The sequence below is a fragment of the Rhodococcus sp. DT1 genome, from assembly GCF_049844875.1.
Lineage (GTDB): Bacteria > Actinomycetota > Actinomycetes > Mycobacteriales > Mycobacteriaceae > Rhodococcus.
This window is the reverse complement of sequence record NZ_JBNCLW010000001.1, coordinates 388,242-405,531: the sequence shown is the minus strand read 5'-3', so window position 1 is coordinate 405,531 and position 17,290 is coordinate 388,242. Positions and strand designations below refer to the sequence as shown.

19 protein-coding genes are annotated in these 17,290 nt (G+C 68.2%); 10 read left to right on the top strand and 9 right to left on the bottom strand.

The window, feature by feature from the left end:
* Positions 1 to 58: 58 nt before the first annotated feature.
* Positions 59 to 1,351: a class I SAM-dependent RNA methyltransferase gene (locus ACLQ3J_RS01865; RefSeq protein WP_296551153.1), complete on the bottom strand. Its 1,293-nt coding sequence runs from the start codon at positions 1,349 to 1,351 to the stop codon at positions 59 to 61.
* Entirely contained in the window at positions 1,348 to 3,345 is a 1,998-nt protein-coding gene (locus tag ACLQ3J_RS01860) for an APC family permease (protein WP_169652369.1), read from the bottom strand. The genes ACLQ3J_RS01865 and ACLQ3J_RS01860 overlap by 4 nt, the downstream gene beginning before the upstream one ends.
* A gap of 180 nt (positions 3,346 to 3,525) precedes the next feature.
* Here ACLQ3J_RS01860 and ACLQ3J_RS01855 point away from each other — a divergent pair, with 180 nt between their 5' ends.
* The 4 genes from ACLQ3J_RS01855 to eutC all read left to right on the top strand — a co-directional run bounded on the left by ACLQ3J_RS01855 (position 3,526) and on the right by eutC (position 7,210).
* Positions 3,526 to 4,191, top strand: coding sequence for a potassium channel family protein (locus tag ACLQ3J_RS01855; RefSeq protein WP_296551227.1), 666 nt, complete (start codon positions 3,526 to 3,528; stop codon positions 4,189 to 4,191).
* A 34-nt stretch (positions 4,192 to 4,225) separates the two neighbouring features.
* Entirely contained in the window at positions 4,226 to 4,879 is a 654-nt protein-coding gene (locus ACLQ3J_RS01850) for a potassium channel family protein (RefSeq protein ID WP_296551157.1), read from the top strand.
* Between the two features lie 148 nt (positions 4,880 to 5,027).
* On the top strand, positions 5,028 to 6,440 hold the full coding sequence (locus ACLQ3J_RS01845; RefSeq protein ID WP_296551158.1) for an ethanolamine ammonia-lyase subunit EutB: 1,413 nt from the start codon (positions 5,028 to 5,030) through the stop codon (positions 6,438 to 6,440).
* A complete protein-coding gene (gene eutC / locus ACLQ3J_RS01840) occupies positions 6,437 to 7,210 on the top strand; it encodes an ethanolamine ammonia-lyase subunit EutC (protein ID WP_296551160.1) in 774 nt (257 codons plus the stop codon). Before ACLQ3J_RS01845 ends, eutC begins: the two co-directional genes overlap by 4 nt.
* A 21-nt stretch (positions 7,211 to 7,231) precedes the next feature.
* On the opposite strand, the gene ACLQ3J_RS01835 is transcribed toward eutC, so the two are convergent.
* Positions 7,232 to 7,900, bottom strand: coding sequence for a DUF3159 domain-containing protein (locus ACLQ3J_RS01835; protein ID WP_169620684.1), 669 nt, complete (start codon positions 7,898 to 7,900; stop codon positions 7,232 to 7,234).
* An 81-nt stretch (positions 7,901 to 7,981) separates the two neighbouring features.
* The gene (locus ACLQ3J_RS01830) at positions 7,982 to 8,359 is read right to left on the bottom strand and encodes an OB-fold nucleic acid binding domain-containing protein (RefSeq protein WP_169620683.1); all 378 of its coding nucleotides are present in this window, start codon (positions 8,357 to 8,359) and stop codon (positions 7,982 to 7,984) included.
* Positions 8,360 to 8,492: 133 nt separating this feature from the next.
* On the opposite strand from ACLQ3J_RS01830, the gene ACLQ3J_RS01825 reads away from it, so the two are divergent.
* Entirely contained in the window at positions 8,493 to 9,257 is a 765-nt protein-coding gene (locus ACLQ3J_RS01825; RefSeq protein ID WP_425902009.1) for an alpha/beta hydrolase, read from the top strand.
* Here the strand turns inward: ACLQ3J_RS01825 and ACLQ3J_RS01820 are convergent.
* Together ACLQ3J_RS01820 and dut are read right to left on the bottom strand one after the other, a co-directional pair.
* Positions 9,254 to 10,225 carry a DUF3710 domain-containing protein gene (locus tag ACLQ3J_RS01820; protein WP_425902008.1) on the bottom strand — a complete coding sequence of 324 codons (972 nt, stop codon included), beginning with the start codon at positions 10,223 to 10,225 and terminating at the stop codon, positions 9,254 to 9,256. The genes ACLQ3J_RS01825 and ACLQ3J_RS01820 overlap by 4 nt on opposite strands.
* 1 nt (position 10,226) lies before the next feature.
* Positions 10,227 to 10,697: a dUTP diphosphatase gene (gene dut, locus ACLQ3J_RS01815; RefSeq protein WP_169620680.1), complete on the bottom strand. Its 471-nt coding sequence runs from the start codon at positions 10,695 to 10,697 to the stop codon at positions 10,227 to 10,229.
* A gap of 149 nt (positions 10,698 to 10,846) precedes the next feature.
* Between dut and ACLQ3J_RS01810 the strand changes: the two genes are divergently transcribed.
* Positions 10,847 to 11,281: a DUF3093 domain-containing protein gene (locus tag ACLQ3J_RS01810; RefSeq protein ID WP_169620734.1), complete on the top strand. Its 435-nt coding sequence runs from the start codon at positions 10,847 to 10,849 to the stop codon at positions 11,279 to 11,281.
* A gap of 174 nt (positions 11,282 to 11,455) precedes the next feature.
* On the opposite strand, the gene ACLQ3J_RS01805 is transcribed toward ACLQ3J_RS01810, so the two are convergent.
* Positions 11,456 to 11,758, bottom strand: a complete 303-nt coding sequence (locus ACLQ3J_RS01805) for a DUF4193 domain-containing protein (RefSeq protein WP_169620679.1) — start codon at positions 11,756 to 11,758, stop codon at positions 11,456 to 11,458.
* 381 nt (positions 11,759 to 12,139) lie between these two features.
* On the opposite strand from ACLQ3J_RS01805, the gene cei reads away from it, so the two are divergent.
* Positions 12,140 to 12,823, top strand: coding sequence for an envelope integrity protein Cei (gene cei / locus ACLQ3J_RS01800; RefSeq protein WP_296551167.1), 684 nt, complete (start codon positions 12,140 to 12,142; stop codon positions 12,821 to 12,823).
* Positions 12,824 to 12,915: 92 nt separating this feature from the next.
* On the opposite strand, the gene ACLQ3J_RS01795 is transcribed toward cei, so the two are convergent.
* On the bottom strand, positions 12,916 to 13,794 hold the full coding sequence (locus ACLQ3J_RS01795; protein ID WP_296551170.1) for an inositol monophosphatase family protein: 879 nt from the start codon (positions 13,792 to 13,794) through the stop codon (positions 12,916 to 12,918).
* Positions 13,795 to 13,962: 168 nt separating this feature from the next.
* Between ACLQ3J_RS01795 and ppgK the strand changes: the two genes are divergently transcribed.
* Positions 13,963 to 14,757 (top strand): polyphosphate--glucose phosphotransferase, encoded by a 795-nt coding sequence (ppgK, locus tag ACLQ3J_RS01790; protein WP_296551171.1) that lies wholly within the window; start codon positions 13,963 to 13,965, stop codon positions 14,755 to 14,757.
* 133 nt (positions 14,758 to 14,890) lie between these two features.
* Complete coding sequence (locus ACLQ3J_RS01785; protein ID WP_169620675.1) at positions 14,891 to 16,264, top strand: RNA polymerase sigma factor; 1,374 nt, start codon at positions 14,891 to 14,893, stop codon at positions 16,262 to 16,264.
* A 99-nt stretch (positions 16,265 to 16,363) separates the two neighbouring features.
* Here the strand turns inward: ACLQ3J_RS01785 and ACLQ3J_RS01780 are convergent, their stop codons facing one another.
* Positions 16,364 to 16,708: a DUF952 domain-containing protein gene (locus ACLQ3J_RS01780; protein ID WP_296551173.1), complete on the bottom strand. Its 345-nt coding sequence runs from the start codon at positions 16,706 to 16,708 to the stop codon at positions 16,364 to 16,366.
* Positions 16,709 to 16,988: 280 nt separating this feature from the next.
* On the opposite strand from ACLQ3J_RS01780, the gene ACLQ3J_RS01775 reads away from it, so the two are divergent.
* On the top strand, positions 16,989 to 17,189 hold the full coding sequence (locus tag ACLQ3J_RS01775) for a DUF7455 domain-containing protein (RefSeq protein ID WP_169620673.1): 201 nt from the start codon (positions 16,989 to 16,991) through the stop codon (positions 17,187 to 17,189).
* The last annotated feature ends 101 nt before the right edge of the window (positions 17,190 to 17,290 follow it).

Genomic DNA, 17,290 nt, shown 5'->3' with positions numbered 1-17,290 from the left:
TACTTCGCCAAACGGACGAACCTCCCAGCGGCGTCAGCGGCCGCTCAGGAGACCCCGCTCACCGGGTGAACAGCGCGAGGCACTCCACGTGATGAGTCGACGGGAACGCCGCGAACGCGCGGACTTCGGCGAGCTCGAAACCCTGTGCGCGGTACAGGCCCACGTCACGGCCGAATGCCGCGGGGTCGCATCCGAGGTGGATGACCCGGCGGGGCCCCGCCTCCGCGATGGCACTCACGACCTCCTTGCCCGCACCGGCGCGCGGCGGGTCGAGCACGACGACCTCCGGAGCCGGAAGCTCGCCGACGAGGCGCTCCACGCGTCCGTGCCGGAACGAGATCTGGTCCAGGTCCGCCAGCGCAGCCGTACCGTCCTCCACAGCGGTCCGCGACGACTCCACGGAGATCACACTCCCCCGGCTTCCCACCTGTCCGGCTAGCGAGGCGGCGAAGACACCGACTCCGCCGTACAGGTCCCAGACGGTGCTTCCCTCCGACGCCTGCGCCCACTCCGCGACGACCCCCGAGTACGTGGTCGGCGCCCCTCGATGGGCCTGCCAGAAACCGGTTGCCGCGACGGTCCACTCGCGATCGCCGACCCGTTCGACGGGTCGTCCCGACCCCTCGACGACCTTCTCCGCGCGAGGCGCACTCGTCGCAGCCCGGCGCGCGGCGGCGCCGCGGCGGCCGGGGCTCTTGTGACCGGTACCCGAAATCACGGGAGGCGCGATCTCGACGATGTGCCGGTCGCCGTTCGCATCCAGCACCACCTGCAGTTCGGCGCCGGGACGCCACACCTGGTCCGGCAAACCCCGGTAGGCGGCGGCGTCTATCTGTGGGCACGCAAGCTCGGGAACGACGTCGTTGCTGTGGTACCGCCGGTACCCGGGGCTGCCCGCGGCGTCGACCGCGAGCCGGACACGGGTCCGCCACAAGGTGCCGTTCGGCGACCCGCCCGGGATTTCCTCGACGGTGATGTCGCGCTCGACACCGCCGAGTCTCCGCAGCTGTTCGCTCACCACCGCGGCGGCAAAGCGCCGCTGCGCGGGCACGGAAGCGTGTGACATGTCGCAGCAGCCCGCACCGCCCGGCCCGGACACCGGGCACAGCGGATCGACCCGATCCTCGGAGGCTTCCAGGATCTCCACCGCGTCGGCGAAACAGAACGAGCCGCCGCGGTCCTCGGTGATCGACGCGAACACCCGCTCCCCCGGAAGGCCGTGGCGGACGAAGATCACCCGGCCTTCGAACCGGGCGACGCAGAAACCGCCGTGCGCGGGGTTGCCCAAGATCACCTCTACCCGGCGTCCGGACCAATCCGTGCGCGTGCCCTGTCGTTCCTGCCGACTCACTGCTGTTCCTCCTTGTCGAGACCCCGGCGCACCGCTCCGGGCGCCGAATCGATCCGTTCTCGTCCCACCGCTGCCGACGAGCGCAGCTGCCAGGGCACGCTCGTGACCATCACCCCGGGTTGGAAGAGGAGACGGCTCTTGAGACGTAGCGCACTCTGGTTGTGCAGGATCTGCTCCCACCAGTGACCCACCACGTACTCCGGGATGAACACCGTCACGACGTCACGCGGCGAGTCACGCCGGACACGCCGGACGTAGTCGAGCACGGGCCTGGTGATCTCACGATACGGCGACTCGACGACCTTCAGCGGAATGGTGAGGTCGCTGCGCTCCCATTCCCGGACCAGCTTGCGGGTGTCCTCCTCGTCGACGTTCACGGTAATCGCTTCGAGAGTGTCGGGCCGGGTCGCCCGCGCGTACGCCAGGGCGCGCAATGTCGGCAGGTGGAGCGTCGACACAAGCACGATCGAGTGGGTGCGACTGGGCAGAACCCCGTCCCACTCCGCACCTTCGAGTTCGGCCGAGATGGTGTCGTAATGACGACGTATCGCCTTCATCACACCGAAGATCGCCACCATCGTCGCGACCGCGATCCACGCACCCGCGGTGAACTTCGTGACGAGCACGATCAGCAGCACGGCCGTGGTCGCCACGAACCCGATCACGTTGACCGACCGTGAACGCTGCATCCGGCCACGGCTCGCCGGGTCCGTCTCGGTGGCAAGGAATCGGGTCCAGTGCCGGACCATTCCGGCCTGTCCGAGACTGAAGGCGACGAACACGCCGACGATGTAGAGCTGGATGAGCTTGGTCACTTCGGCGTCGAAGACCCACACGAACACGATGGCCAGACCCGACAGGAACACAATGCCGTTGCTGAACGCGAGGCGATCGCCGCGGGTGTGCAGCTGCCGCGGGAGGTACCGGTTCTGGGCGAGCACCGAGGCGAGCACGGGGAACCCGTTGTAGGCGGTGTTCGCGGCGAGCACGAGGATCACCGCCGTCACCACCGCCATCAGGAAGAACGCCACCGGAACGTCGCTGAAGATCGTCTGGGCCAGCTGCGCGACGAGCGTTTTCTGCTCGTACCCCTCGGGGGCACCCCGGAGCTGGGTCGCCGGATTCTCCGCCACCACCACGCCCAGACGCTGGGCGAGGAACACCACCCCGAGGAAGAGCGTCACGGCGATCGCTCCGAGCATGAGCAGTGTGGTCGCCGCGTTCCGTGCCCTGGGCTTGCGGAAGGCCGGAACCCCGGTGCTGATCGCCTCGACACCCGTGAGCGCCGCACAGCCCGACGAGAAGGCCCGTGCGAGAAGGAAGATGAAGGCGATCGCGGTGAGGTCGGTCTGCTCGGCGACGAGCTCGAACTCCGCCGATTCCGCTCGCAGGTCCTCCCCCAGGACGAAGATCTGGAACAGCCCCCACCCGAGCATCGCGAGCATGCAGGCCACGAACGCGTACGTCGGGAAGGCAATGGCCTTGCCCGCCTCCCGGAGCCCACGCAGGTTCACCGCGGCGAGTATCGCGATGGCGGCGATGGCGAAGAGCACCTTGTGCTGCGCGACGAAGGGCACCGCCGAACCGATGTTCGCCGCTGCCGACGACAACGAGACCGCGACGGTGAGCACGTAGTCGACCATGAGGGCGCTGCCGACCGTCAGACCGGCGGTGGCCCCGAGGTTCTTCGTCGCGATCTCGTAATCGCCGCCGCCCGACGGGTAGGCGCGCACATTCTGCCGGTAACTCGCCACGACGATCACGAGGACGGCGGCGACTGCGAGGCCGATCCACGGCGAGAACGCGTATGCGGACAAGCCGGCGATGGACAGGACGAGGAAGATCTCCTCCGGCGCGTATGCCACCGAGGACAATGCGTCGGAGGCGAATACGGGCAGGGCTATCCGCTTGGGCAGCAGATCGTGCCCGAGAGTATCGCTGCGGAACGGGCGACCCAGCAGGAGCCGTTTCGTGGCGGTGGAAAGCTTGGACACCTGCAAAGCCTAAGCCGTCCGCCTGGTGGAACACTGCATCGGACGCCGGTGTCCGTTTCCGCACGCCACCGACGCTTCGCCGAGTCCGACCGCGCGCCCGACCGCCGGGCGGTACGGTTCCGTTCGGCGACCACCGACCGTGGTCGCCTCCTCGACGATCGACGAAACGGAGTGTCCACGGTGTACGTGGTGGTGATGGGGTGTGGCCGGGTGGGTTCGTCCGTGGCCACCGCGCTCGCGCGACTCGGCAACGAGGTGGCGGTCGTCGACCGGGACCCGAGCGCATTCCTGCGGCTGGGACCGGATTTTCCCGGCCACACGGTCGTGGGGATGGGATTCGATCGGGACGTGCTGATCCGTGCCGGCATCGAGCAGGCCGACGCGTTCGCCGCGGTGTCGTCGGGTGACAACTCGAACATCATCTCGGCGCGTGTGGCCCGCGAGATCTTCGGGGTCGAGCGGGTGGTCGCGCGGATCTACGACGCGAAGCGCGCGGCCGCCTACGAGCGCCTCGGCATCCCCACCGTCGCCACCGTGCCGTGGACCACGGACCGGTTCCTGCACGCGCTCACCCACGACAGCGAGGCGACGCGGTGGCGGGATCCGACCGGCTCGGTCGCAGTGGCCGGCGTCGACGTCCACGAAGGCTGGGTAGGACGGCGCGTGACCGAACTCGAGGAAGCAACCGGTTCCCGCGTCGCGTTCCTCATCAGGTTCGGCACCGGCCTGCTGCCGGATCGCAGGACCGTGATCCAGGCAGACGATCTGGTCTACATCGCTGCCGTTTCCGGTTCCGCGGCCGAGGCGATCACACTGGCCGAGAACCCTCCGGCGGAGGACAACTGAGCACGATGACCCCGTCAACCGAGAGGATCCGTCGATGAAGGTCGCCATCGCAGGCGCGGGAGCCGTGGGACGGTCGATCGCCCGCGAACTCGTGCGCAACAACCACGAGGTCATGCTGCTCGAGCGCAAACTCGACCACGTCGAACCCGCTGCCGTGCCGGAGGCCGAGTGGGTGCACGCCGACGCGTGCGAGCTCAGTCTGCTCGAGGCTGCCGGTCTCGAAAACTACGATGTGGTGATCGCAGCGACCGGCGACGACAAGGTCAACCTCGTGCTGAGCCTTCTCGCCACCACCGAGTTCGGGGTGCCGCGCGTCGTGGCCCGCGTCAACGACCCCCGCAACGAATGGCTGTTCGACGAGTCGTGGGGGGTCGACGTGGCGGTGTCGACCCCTCGCATGCTCGCGGCGCTGGTCGAGGAGGCCGTCACCGTGGGCGATCTGGTGCGATTGATGAAATTGCGAAGGGGTGCGAACCTCGTCGAAATCACCTTGCCCGACACCACCGCGCTCGCGGGCAAGCCGGTGCGCAAATTGCAGTTGCCGCGGGACGTCGCGCTGGTGACGATTCTTCGCGGTGAACGAGTCATCGTGCCGCAACCCGACGACCCCCTCGAGGGGGGAGACGAACTGCTGTTCGTCGCTGCGCAGGATGTCGAAGACGAGTTGCGCGCGGCCGTCGGCGTCTAGTCTCCCACTCCGCCGGGACCTCGGGACGATTCCCGTGCCGGGTCCCGGTTCCGGCCCTCACCCGACCGGCGCTGCACGGCTCACCTCGGTACGCTGTGCCGACCATGCCGCCGAGGCGTGACCGAGGGACTTCGGAGGTGACCGAACCATGACCGTGTATCGGCAGCAGATCGCCGGTGTCACATACGAATTCCAGGGTCTCGTGGATCTCCTGGCGAAAGCGTCGCCGCGGCGGTCGGGAGACGAACTCGCCGGGTGCGCCGCGCATTCCGACGCCGAGCGTGCGGCGGCTCAGTGGGCGCTCGCGGACGTGCCGCTGTCGGCCTTTCTCACCGAGGCGATCGTTCCGTACGACACCGACGAGGTAACCCGTCTGATCATCGACTCCCACGACGCCGACGCGTGTGCGCCCGTCGCGCATCTGACGGTCGGCGGCTTCCGCGACCACCTGCTCACCGTCGCGGCGCAGCCGGACCCTGCCCCCGCGCTGCGGGCACTCGCGCCGGGGCTGACCCCGGAGATGGTCGCGGCGGTCAGCAAGATCATGCGCAACCAGGATCTGATCGCGGTCTCGCGGGCAGCGACCGTCACGAGTGCCTTCCGCACCACCATCGGCCTCCCGGGCCGATTGTCGACCCGGTTGCAACCGAACCATCCGCTCGACGACCCGCACGGTGTCGCGGCGGCGGTGCTCGACGGCCTCCTGATGGGATGCGGCGACGCGGTGGTCGGCATCAACCCCGCGAGCGACTCCCCGCACGCGGTGGCCGACCTCCTGCGGTTGCTCGACGACATCCGGCAGCGGTTCTCCATCCCGGTCCAGTCGTGTGTACTCACCCACATCACGACGACCATCGACCTGGTGGCGCAGGGCGCGCCGGTCGATCTGGTCTTCCAGTCGGTCGCGGGCACCGAAGGCGCCAACCGCGGATTCGGAGTCGATCTCGCCCTCCTGCGTGAAGGCAACGAGGCGGCGCGGGCGCTGCGCCGCGGAACGGTCGGCGAGAACGTGATGTATCTGGAGACCGGTCAGGGCTCGGCGCTCTCGTCGGGCACACACCTGGGCGCCGGTGGACGCCCAGTGGATCAGCAGACCTTGGAGGCCCGCGCGTACGCGGTGGCGCGTGAGCTCGATCCTCTCCTGGTCAACACCGTCGTCGGTTTCATCGGACCCGAGTACCTCTACGACGGCAAACAGATCATCAGGGCAGGGCTCGAGGACCAGTTCTGCGGCAAGCTCCTCGGCCTGCCCATGGGAGTCGACGTCTGCTACACCAATCACGCCGAGGCGGACCAGGACGACATGGACACCCTGCTCACGTTGCTGGGCGTCGCGGGCACCGCGTTCGTCATCACGGTGCCGGGAGCGGATGACGTCATGCTCGGTTACCAGTCGCTCTCGTTCCACGACGCGCTGTATGCGCGGGAGGTCATGGGTCTGCGGCCCAGCCCCGAATTCGAGGAATGGCTGCGGGCACAGGGCTTGGCCGACGATTCCGGGCGCATCCTGCCCGTCGATATGGCGGCCTCGCCGCTGCGAGCACTCGGAGGGGCGCTGTGACGGACGCGTGGGAGGCACTCCGGCGCCACACGCAGGCCCGCATCGGACTGGGACGGGCCGGCAACGGCTTGCCCACGCGGCGGCACCTCGAGTTCGTCGCGGCGCATGCGGCGGCCCGCGATGCCGTTCATGCACCTCTCGACGTGGAGTCCCTCGCACAGCAGCTGGAGGCGCTCGAATTCGATGATCTGCCCGGACGCCCGCGTCTCGGTGCGCCTCTGACGGTGCGCAGCGCGGCCGCCACCCGGGACGTCTATCTCCGCCGCCCCGACCTGGGACGCCGGCCGGAGGACGGGACCGCACTTCCCCACAGCGGTGCCGACGTGGGGATCGCTCTGTGCGACGGCCTGTCGTCGACCGCGCTCCTGGCCCACGGCCCCGCGCTCGTCGCAGCGATCGTGCGTGCGCTTCCCGGGTCGACTTTCGCGCCGCCGGTCATCGCCACGCAGGCGCGGGTCGCACTTGGCGACCACATCGGCGCACAGCTCGGCGTCACGACCATGCTGGTGCTCATCGGTGAGCGCCCCGGACTGTCGAGCGCCGACAGTATCGGCGTCTACCTCACGCATCACCCCGAGCCGGGGCGCCGCGACTCCGAGCGGAACTGTGTGTCGAACATCCATCCGCCCGGCGGGATGACATGTGAGGGGGCCGCGCGGGTGATTGCTGCACTCGTGGACGGTGCGCGGCGGCTCGGCGCCTCGGGCGTCATGCTCAAGGACGGTTCCCGCGGTCCGGCGTTGCCCGACGGAGAACACCGCGCGTTGTAGCGCTGTCTCGTCCGGGCGACGTCACACCTCGCGGTGGCGGCCCGAGGGAGGAATCGGGGTCTCCCCCGGTTCCTCGGCTTCGGGAGCCGGCTCGACGAGACGGTCGGCTTTGCGTACCGCCCACAAGGTCACCAGCAACACCAGGCCGGTGAGCGGCCAGCCCATTCCGATGCGGGCCACGGCCAGCCAGCCGGTTTCGTCGGCGTCGTAGAGGTGGTTCTGGACCAGATAGCGCGCCAGGAACACCAGTGCCCATGCGACGGTCGCGATGTCGTACGCACGGACGGCGTCCTTGTGCGACCGCCACCGTGAGCCCTGCCCGTTCAGCATCCCCCAGACCACGCCCACGAGTGGCCTGCGGACCAGCACCGATACGACGAATGCTCCGCCGTAGATCAGGCTGGCGTAGATCCCGAAGAGGAAGTACCCCTTGGCATCACCGGTGCGATACGCGATGAACGCGCACACCGCGACGCCGATGAAACCCGAGATCGCGGGCTGAATAGGGGTGCCTCGAATCAGCCGCCACGCCAGGACACCGCAGGCGACAGCCACGGCCGCCCAGATCGCGGCCGTCAGGCCCCACCAACTGTTCACCGGCACGAACACCAGGACGGGCAGCGTCGAATACACCAACCCGCTGATGCCACCGAGTTGTTCCAGCATCGTCTGCTGCCTGATGTCGCTCACTCCTACGAGAGTGCCATATTCCCGGGGCTACCCCGGTCGCGGACGTGCGGAGCCCCTTCGCGCCTCACGGTCCGCGCCCGGTCAGGCCGGGCCGCGCAATTCGTAGTAGGGGTTGTAGATCACCCGTCGCCCGTCGCGTTCACCGACTCGTCCCCGTACGAGCAGGGTCTTGCCGGTTTCTATACCCGGGATACGGCGGCGTCCGATCCAGACCAGAAGGATGGAGTCGGTGCCGTCGAACAACTCCGCCTGCACTGTCGGGGCGGCTGCTTTCGAGCAGGACTCCACGCTGCGGAGCCGGCCGAACATGGTCACTTCCTGGCCGCGGGTGCACTTGACGACAGGAAGCGCGCCGGTCGAATGAGACGACTCGGCCATCTCTTCTGCGTCGAGTTCCTCGAGATCCTCGGTCAACCGACGAGTGAGCCGGCGTAGGTAACCGGCCGCGGCGGGTGGCATGGCGCGCTCCTGTACACGGTGGGCACATGTGCGTGCCCGAAGTTGTCGTTCGACCGCCACTGTAGACCGATTCCGGGCAAGCACAAGCACACCGAGTTGTGGTCCGGTTTCGAGCATTCGGCAGGATTGTGACATGCCCCGCACTGTGCCCTCCACCCTCGATCTCAGCACTGTCACCGTCGCCGTCGTTCTGCCCGGCACCGGCTCGGATGCGAACTTCGTCGGCCGCGTCTTCCGGGGCGCGCTGCGTTCCCGGGGAATCGACGTCGTGGCGGTCGATCCCGACCCTCGGGGAGTCGTGCGCAGCTACGTCCGCGCCATGGATGCTGCCGCGCGCAGCGGCCCGATCCTGGTCGGTGGAGTGTCGATCGGGGCCGCGGTCGCCCTGCAGTGGGCGGCGGAGCATCCGGATCTCGCTGCGGGAGTGCTCGCGGCCCTGCCTGCGTGGACCGGCGATCCTGCCGCGGCGCCTGCCGCGGCGAGCGCGCGATGGACTGCGTCGGAACTCCGTGCTCACGGTTTGGACGCGGTGACGGCCGCGATGGCGGCGTCGAGTCCTTCCTGGCTTGCCATAGAGCTGACCCGATCCTGGAAGGCTCAGTGGCCCGACCTGCCGTCGGCGCTCGAGGAAGCCGCCGGTGTGCACGCCCTCGACGTGGACAGGCTGCGCGCTCTCGAGGTGCCGGTCGGGATCGCTGCGGCCGTCGACGATGCGGTGCATCCGGTCGAGACGGCGGAGCAATGGGCGCGGGAGATTCCGCGTGCCGCGCTGGGGAGCCTCCGACTGGCCGACATCGGCGCGGATCCGGGCCGGCTCGGCACGATGTGCCTGACGGCGCTCGACCAGGCGTGCGCCGGCCCGGCCCCGCGTGAGGACCGGACCGGCGGTACGGGCTAGAAGCCCAGCTGCTGCATAGCGGAGCCGGACTCGCCGCGGCGAGGCGGCTGCGGCTGCCGCGTGCTCGGCGGCGGCGGGTTCGTTCCTGCGCGCGCCTGCGGTGCGGGTCCACCCTGACGCGGCGCCGGAGGCGCAGCCGGGGCGCCTTGCGGACCGCGTTGCTGCTGTGGGGCGGCTCCCTGCTGAGCGGGTTGCTGCTGAGCGGGTTGCTGTCGTGCCGCGGCTTGTTGCTGCGCTGCCGCAGCGAGCTGCTGCGCGAGTGCTTCGGGAAGGACGACGGGCAACGGCGTGCGCACCGGATACGGCTCTGCTCCTCGTCGCACCACAGTCCCCGCGACGACGGATCGCGCGAGTGCTACCAGTTCCGAATCCCCGCCGGCGTTTCCGGCCGGACCGGCGACAACACACCGAATCATCCAGCGAGGGCCGTCCACACCGATGAACCGGAGGTCCGCGTTCGGCGTCACACCGTGCAGTTCCCTGCCCCACGGACCGGATTCCATACTCACGGTCGCGTTGTCGTTGCGCAGGGTCTCGGACAGTTCCGCAGCGACCTCGCGCCACTGACCCGGCGACTTCGGCGCCGCGTACGCCGAGACGGTGATCCGCCCGTACCGGGTGACGAGGTGAACGTTCTGCGGCGCACCGTTCTGCGCCATCTCGACCTGGATCTGGCTTCCCTGCGGGAGGGGCACCAGCACGGAGCCGAGATCGAGACGGGAACCGGTGAGGTCCTCTTCGTCGATCTCGGTGATGTCGAAGGGCCCTTCGTCGCCGGCGGCACCGGTCGCGTGGTCGTATCCCGCCTCGTCGTACGCGCCAGTGCCGTAACCGCCCTCGTCGTAACCGGCCTCGTGGTAACCGGCCTCGTCGTACCCGGCATCATCGAAGCTGCCGTCGTCCGCGTAGGACTGCTCAGCGCGATCGGCACCGGTATCCGGTCCACGATTCTTGCGACGTCCGAACATGTCAGGAACCTTCCTTCACGAGACCGGCGTGTCCGCCGCTCGATCCGTATCCGCCGCTTCCGCGTGCGGTGTCGTCGAGTTCGTCGACCTCCACGAACTCGGCGAGTTCGACGCGTTGGACCAGCAACTGGGCGATCCGGTCACCGCGGCGCAGCTCGACGGCGTTTTCGGTGTCGTGGTTGATCAGGCACACCTTGATCTCTCCACGGTATCCGGCGTCGACCGTCCCGGGGGTGTTCACCACCGACAGACCGAACTTCGCTGCGAGTCCGGACCGCGGATGGATGAGCCCGACGGTACCGATCGGCAGGGCAACAGAGATGCCGGTCCCCACGAGAGCTCGCTGGCCCGGTTGGAGAGTCAGGTCGGCGGTCGTGCACAGGTCGACACCTGCGTCACCGGGGTGAGCACGGGTGGGCACAGGGATCCCGGGGTCGAGGCGACGCAGCGGGATGCGCGGAAGGTCGGTCACGTGGACCGAGGTTACTCTGCGGATGCCTGTCCCCCGCTGCGGGCGCGAGGCCGTCCGATACGGGCGACTATCCTGGGCCTGTGTCTCGATCCTCTCGCTCCGGAGCGACCCCCGGCCGGACCACCGGCACCCCGACCTTCTCCGAACAGATGTGGGTGCCGTGGTGGTGGTGGCCCATCGGGCTCGGCATCGCTGCGTTGCTCGCGGCGGAACTCCATATGGGAGCGCCGGGCCTCTACGCGTGGCTGCCGTACGTGCTGCTGCTGCCCTTCCCGATCTGGGCTCTGATCTGGCTCTCTCGCAGCAAGGTCGAAGTGGTCGACGGGGAGCTGGTCGTGGGACGCGCACATCTACCGGTGGAGGTCATCTCACGCGGTGTGGTGGTTCCGGCGTCGGCGAAGAGCGCTGCGCTCGGCCGCCAGCTCGATCCGGCCGCATTCGTCCAGCACCGGCCGTGGGTCGGGACGATGGCGATGGTTGTACTCGACGATCCCGACGACCCGACGCCCTACTGGCTGATCAGTACCCGGCGTCCCGCCGAGTTGCTCGAAGCGTTGGGCTGCGACGTTTCCACAGGAAAGTAGCCACAGGGAGCACCCGCGGGAAGCAACCATCAGGTCGCAACCACCCGGTCGCCGCAGCGCCCTGAGGTCGTCACACGGAGCGGCCGCGCGGCATGGTCATGCCGAGCGGCCGCGGGGCGACCTCAGGCTGCGCAGTCGCGGGGCGATCTCAGGCTGCGCAGTCGCGGGGCGATCTCATGCTGCGCAGTCGCGGCAGATCAGGACGCCGTTCTCCTCGGTTGCCAGTCGGCTGCGGTGGTGCACCAGGAAGCAGCTCGAGCACGTGAACTCGTCGGCCTGCTTGGGCACGACGCGCACCGACAGCTCTTCGCCGGACAGATCGGCACCGGGCAACTCGAAAGACTCGGCGGTATCCGATTCGTCGACGTCCACCACAGCGGACTGCGCTTCGTTGCGCCGCGCCTTCAGTTCCTCCAGTGAATCCTCCGACACCTCGTCACTTTCGGTCCGCCGCGGTGCGTCGTAGTCAGTCGCCATGTCCTCTTACCTTCTAATCTTCGTGCGGGCGCTCAGCAGAAGCACCGAAGGTGCTCCCGGCCAAGGCAACGCTCGACGGTGTCATGAAGTTCCCTGGGATAAGTCCGGAACACCGGACATACCCGAATACGTGCATTCGAACCCGCGTCGTGCAACTCCTACGACTCGGGCCGCCGAACAATAGCCGACGCGGACCCGAAATATGCAATCAATTTCGCCGCCCGCCCGGAATTGTCGAGCAATTGTCACCAACACCACAGAAACCCGTGGCATTCCCTCCCCGCGAAGGCAGACACCTCCGGAGGCCTCCACCTTCCGAAGGCGCCGCCCTCTAGAGTGAGTGCGCACCATCACCGGCACGAACACGAGAGGCAGGGCGGCGTGGTTTCCCTGATCACCCAAGGCACCGCTACCGACAAGCGCGGCCGGCCGTTCCGTCACCGCCGGACACTCCCGGCAGCGATCGCCGCGGCGGTCCTTGCGGTCGCGACCATCGTCGTCTGGACCTCGGTGTTCAGTTCGGTCGAACCGGTGACCACCACCGTCGCATGCAACGCTCCGGCCCTCGGCGCATCAGGTCCGGACGGCGCCGAGCCCGCCCCGCTCGGAGACGTCGTCGATCGGTCCACTCTGCTCGACGTCGAGCCCGCGCCCCTCGCTGCCACCCGTGTTCGCGTGTTCAACGCCAACGGCGAGCGTGGCCAGGCGACACACGTCGCTGCGCAGCTGAGCGACTACGGCTTCGCCAGCGCGCCTGATGTTCAGGCCGGCAACGACCCCGTGTACCTGGATCAGAACATGCAGTGCCAGGGACAGATCCGGTTCGGCGAGTCCGGTAAGGCCGCCGCGAGCGCAGTCTGGCTGCTCGCACCGTGCGCCGAGCTGGTCCTGGACGAGCGCGGGGACGACACCGTCGACTTCGCCCTCGGGACGTACTTCAAGGACCTCTCCCCCTCGGCGGACGCGGAAGAGGTCCTGCGGACCCTCCGCGAGGTCCCGGCCGGAGAGGGTTCGGCGCCCCTCGACATCGACCTTCTCACCGCCGCGCGCGACGCCCGTTGCTGATTACTTTTTCACTTCGAGTGCAAAAGGGGACGCCGCTCACTATTTCGACGTGACGCGACACAAAGCATATTCGGGTGAACCGGGCGGAATACTCAATTCGGCGCGGCGTCATTTGCGCCTAATTCGGCGAGTAACTCGTTGAAAGCGACCGCAATACCCGGCGCCGCCGCGACGGTGATCTCTCCGGCGTCGCCGAAACCCCCGGGCACCCGTACCGTCGCGCCCGCCTCGGCCGCGACGAGCGCACCCGCCGCCCAGTCCCACGGATTGAGGCCGTGCTCGTAGTGCGCGTCCACGCGACCCGCGGCCACCATGCATAGGTCGAGCGCTGCGGCGCCGATCCGCCGGATGTCGCGGACCCGCGGCAGGAGCGCTGCGACTATCGCGCCCTGATGAGCGCGCCGGCCCGGAGTGTAGGAGAAGCCCGTCGCCACGAGCGACATCCCCAGGTCGGTCACCGGGTTGCATCGCAGCGGCGTCTCCGTGCCGCGCGCGTCCGTGAGGGTCGCGCCCGCGCCCAGGGCAGCCGAGTACGTGTCGCCGGACGTGATGTCGACGACCGCCCCCGCGATCGATCGGCCGTCCACCTGCGCGGCGACCGAGACGGCGGACGCCGGGATGCCGTAGACGAAGTTGACGGTGCCGTCGATCGGATCGACCACCCAGCACACTCCGGTCTCCCCCGTGCCGGTCGCCTCGCTGCTCCCGCTCTCCTCGCCGAGAAACGCGTCCCCGGGTCGCAGCTCGCGCAAGCGGGCACGGATCAGGTCCTCGCTCTCGGTGTCCGCCACGGTGACGGGATCGGTATGCGTGGATTTCGTGCGGACCGAATCGGTGCCGTCGGATCCGGGCGGGCCGAAGAGTTCACCACGACGGGCGCGGACATGGTCGGCGGCCTCTCGGGCAACTGTGACGGCCACCTCGCGCAGGGCGGACAATTCCGATGGGCTGGGATTTCGCTCGGCAGGCATCTCCTCATCCGAACACACCCGCACGCAGGACACCAGCGCACCACTCGCGGCCCCGCAGAAACGGAGATGCACCGGTTCGCGACCCCGCGCCGCGACGGACCACACTATCGTTGCGACACAGGCGCAGTCCGGATTCCCCCGGGCCGATCCGAGCGAGAGGAACACGTAATGACCCAGGACACCCCGACGATTTCGTCGAAATCGGTGCAGTCGTCGAATCTGGGGTTCGGGGTCGACGTCGGAGGCAGTGGCATCAAGGGTGCGGTGGTGGACCTCGACACCGGGGAACTCGTCGGTGAACGCATCAAGATCCTCACTCCGCAGCCGTCGACACCGGATTCGGTCGCCGCGACGGTTGCCGAAATCGCGGACCAGGCCGGATGGTCCGGTCCGGTGGGTGTCACCCTGCCGTCGGTCCTGATGGGGGGAGTCGTGCGCACCGCCGCCAACATCGACTCGTCCTGGATCGGCACCGATGCGCACGAACTGTTCACGGGCGCACTCGGACGGCAGGACGTGTCCATCCTCAACGACGCCGATGCTGCCGGGATCGCCGAAGATCGCTTCGGCGCGGCGAAGGACACCGACGGAGTGGTCATCCTGCTCACCTTCGGTACGGGCATCGGCTCGGCCGTGCTGCACAACGGCGTCCTTCTCCCCAACACCGAATTCGGCCACATGGAGATCGGCGGGCGCGAGGCCGAACACATCGCGGCGTCCTCGGTCAAGGACAAGCTCGGTCTGTCGTACAAGCAGTGGGCCAAGGAAGTCTCCCGCGTTCTCGAGCACTACGAAGCGCTGCTGTGGCCGGACCTGTTCATCGCGGGAGGCGGGATCAGCCGTAAACATCACAAGTGGATCCCGCTCCTGACCAACCGAACTCCGGTCGTTCCCGCCGAACTGCGCAACGCGGCGGGGATCGTCGGAGCCGCATACGCAGCGAAAACCGGCGTAACACCCTGAGTCGCGCTCATCCTCCCCGGACGGAATCGTTACAATGGTCCTCAGCCGGCCGGAACCGGCCTGATCCCGACAGACCTCTCCGCCGGAACACCTCTGGCGCGACGCCGCACTACCTCGTCACGAAAGGGCGTACGTGGCAGCCACCGACATCCACACCGCTGATTCAGAGAACGAATCCGCACCCGTTGCAGGCGCCTCGGGCGCCGCCGCCGACGCTGACGGCACCGCCGCGGATACCGCGCCGAGCGCCAAGTCGCCAGCGAAGAAGGCCGCAGCAAAGAAGGCTCCCGCCAAGAAGGCCGCAGCGAAGAAAGCTCCTGCCAAGAAGGCCGCAGCCAAAAAGGCTCCCGCCAAGAAGGCCGCAGCGAAGAAGGCCGCCGGAGCGGCCGGCGAGGAAGAGTTCGACGCGACCAGCGTTGCCGATCTCGCCGACCTCGAGATCTCCGAGGGAGAACTCGCCACCACCGAGGATGTCGTGGTGGAAGAGGAAGAGCCCACCGAGAAGGACAAGGCGTCCGGTGACTTCGTCTGGGACGAAGAGGAGTCCGAGGCGCTTCGTCAGGCCCGTAAGGATGCCGAACTCACCGCTTCTGCCGACTCGGTGCGCGCGTACCTGAAGCAGATCGGCAAGGTCGCCCTGCTCAACGCCGAGGAAGAAGTCGAGCTCGCCAAGCGGATCGAGGCAGGCCTCTACGCCGTCTACCGTCTGCAACAGCTCGCCGAGAAGGGCGAGAAGCTGCCCGTCGCGCAGCGGCGCGACATGAACTGGATCTGCCGCGACGGCAACCGCGCGAAGAACCACCTCCTCGAGGCGAACCTGCGACTCGTGGTCTCGCTCGCCAAGCGCTACACCGGCCGCGGAATGGCGTTCCTGGACCTGATCCAGGAAGGCAACCTCGGTCTCATCCGCGCGGTCGAGAAGTTCGACTACACCAAGGGTTACAAGTTCTCCACGTACGCCACGTGGTGGATCCGGCAGGCGATCACGCGTGCGATGGCCGACCAGGCCCGCACCATCCGTATCCCGGTGCACATGGTCGAGGTCATCAACAAGCTCGGCCGCATCCAGCGCGAACTCCTCCAGGATCTGGGACGCGAACCCACGCCGGAAGAGCTGGCGAAGGAAATGGACATCACGCCCGAGAAGGTGCTGGAGATCCAGCAGTACGCGCGTGAGCCCATTTCGCTCGACCAGACGATCGGCGACGAGGGCGACAGCCAGCTCGGCGACTTCATCGAGGACTCCGAAGCGGTCGTCGCCGTCGACGCGGTGTCGTTCACGCTGCTTCAGGACCAGCTGCAGTCTGTCCTCGAGACCCTCTCCGAGCGCGAGGCCGGCGTCGTCCGGCTGCGCTTCGGCCTCACGGACGGGCAGCCGCGCACGCTCGACGAGATCGGGCAGGTGTACGGCGTGACCCGCGAGCGTATCCGCCAGATCGAGTCGAAGACGATGTCGAAGCTGCGGCATCCGTCCCGGTCGCAGGTACTGCGCGACTACCTCGACTGACAGAACAACGAGAACGAGGGCCACCCCGCGGGGTGGCCCTCGTTCTCGTTGTTCACTCCGGCACGCCCCTCGCCGCAGTCCGATGACGACGCCGGACCCTCACAGTCGCGCGAACCGGCCGTCGGCGCCGGGCAGGTATTCGGTGACGGCGACGACCGCACCGACCGGCAGCGGGCCGTACAGGTGCGGGAACCGCATCGACTCGGGGTCTTCGGGCACACCCGGCTCGTAGCGCACCGGGTCGGTGAGCGCCGAGGGGTCCACGTGCAACAGCAGCAGGTCGGTCCGGCCGGCGAACAACCGGTTGGCGGGCAGATGCACCTGCGCGGGCGTCGACAGGTGCACGAATCCGGTCTCGCTCAGCGACAGCGGCGTCAGGGCGCCTGCGTCCCGAGCCCGGTCCCACTCGTCGCGTGGGCAGAGGTGGAGGAGAGTGTCGGTCATCGGCTCATTGTCCTCGTAGCGGTGTCGAATCTCTCCCCGCAGCCCAGCGCTGCCGGGACTCGCTGGTTCGACGCTGCGCTGTCAGCGAACACACCCTGGGACAAAGCTCCACGTCGGGGCCTTTTCGCTGGTCCATGCGTGAACCGCGCCACCATTGGGCACCCCGGGGAACAACGCATCGAAACGAAACGTCTGTCAGAGTAGATCCACCGCGCTACCCCCGGCGCGGCGGACCAGACCCCAGGCACCCGATTTCAGCGGTAGCCAGTTTGGAGGAGTCATGCCCGGTACGTTGACCAGCCCGAAGTTGACCGCTGCAGATCGCTGCGATCGGTGTAATGCTGCCGCTCGCGTGCGCGCCGTCCTTCCGACCGGTGGTGAATTGCTGTTCTGTGGCCACCACGCCAGCGAGCACACCGATCGTCTCCGTGAACTCGGAGCGACGATTGCCACCGAAGAGGAATCCGACGCGACCGTCTGATCCGCCGTCGAGAGCCACACGGCTCCGACATCCGACCCGAAGCGGGGGGCCCCCCCCCCGGTGGGGGCCCCCGGGCGGGGCGGTGGGGTTTTAAAAAAGAA